The sequence below is a fragment of the Streptomyces sp. NPDC101166 genome (assembly GCF_044768125.1).
Taxonomy (GTDB): domain Bacteria; phylum Actinomycetota; class Actinomycetes; order Streptomycetales; family Streptomycetaceae; genus Streptomyces.
This window is the reverse complement of the sequence record NZ_JBIWPF010000283.1, coordinates 1-1,110: the sequence shown is the minus strand read 5'-3', so window position 1 is coordinate 1,110 and position 1,110 is coordinate 1. Positions and strand designations below refer to the sequence as shown.

The following is a 1,110-nucleotide window of genomic DNA, read 5'->3' as shown; positions in this document are numbered from 1 at the left end:
AGAACCGGGCTCGCTCCACGGTTTCGGTCAGTGGCACTCGGTCGCCGGACACCCCTGGCCCGACGGCACGCACACACCGTCACCGTTCCACTGACCGAAACCAGCACTGAAGCAGCGGTATTCGCGGGCAGCCTGGCGGGACCTCTACCGCGTTCGACGAAGAAGGCACAATGTCAACAACTTCCACTGTCGGCACGTCCGACGTGCCGGGACCGGATACCGGCCGCCTCGACGATGCGTCGCGGCTTCGGGTCTTCACGGTGCTGGCGGTCATCGTCCTCTACACCGAGGTCGCACCGATTCAGTTCACGATGGTGTCGGCCGCTCTGCAGAAGATCGCGCCCTCGTTTCCCGCGGCGGGGCCGAATATCACCTGGTCGCTGATCGTGTTCGGGCTCATCGGGGCATCGGCGTCACCGGTGATCGGCAAGCTCAGCGACATCTACGGCAAGAAGCGGATCTTTCTGATCTGCGGAGTCGTGTTCGCCGCCGGATGCCTGATCTCCGCGACCACGACCAGTTGGCCGCTGTTCCTGGCCGGACGCTGCCTGCAATCGACCGCGGCCGGCATGGCGATCGTCGCTTACGGGCTGATCCGAGATCTCATGCCCCACAAGTACGTTCCGATCGGACTCGGAATCTCGGCGACCGGACTCGGCTTCTCGGCCGCCGTCGCGCCGATCCTGGCCGGGTACCTGGTCGACCAGCACAGCTGGCGAGCGATGTTCTGGGTGCTGCTCATCTTCGTGGTCGTCATGACGCCACTGGTGGCGCTGGTCGTCCCCGAGTCGAAACTGCGCGTGCGCAGCAAGGTCGACTTCGCCGGAGCCGTACTGCTTTCCGGCGGCGTGGCCATGGTGCTGCTGTTCGTGTCCAAGGGAAACGGCTGGGGGTGGTCCAAGCCCACCACCGTGGCGTGGCTGATCGCCGGTGTGGTGGCCTTGGCGCTGTTCGTGATCGTCGAGCTGCGCTCGCGTGTCCCGCTCATGGACATGCGGCTGCTCTTCGCGCCGCGGGTCAGCATGGTGCTCTTGACGGCGGTTTTCGCGGCATGCCTGGTCGGCGTGCACAGCTACGCCGTCGCCTACATGGTGCAGACCCCGTCGCAGG

General features: G+C 65.7%; 1 protein-coding gene. It reads left to right on the top strand.

Features of this window, described 5'->3' with window-relative positions; genetic code table 11:
* Positions 1-260: 260 nt before the first annotated feature.
* A partial coding sequence (locus ACIRS4_RS38430; RefSeq protein ID WP_404204947.1) for an MFS transporter occupies positions 261-1,110 on the top strand: 850 nt, incomplete at its 3' end.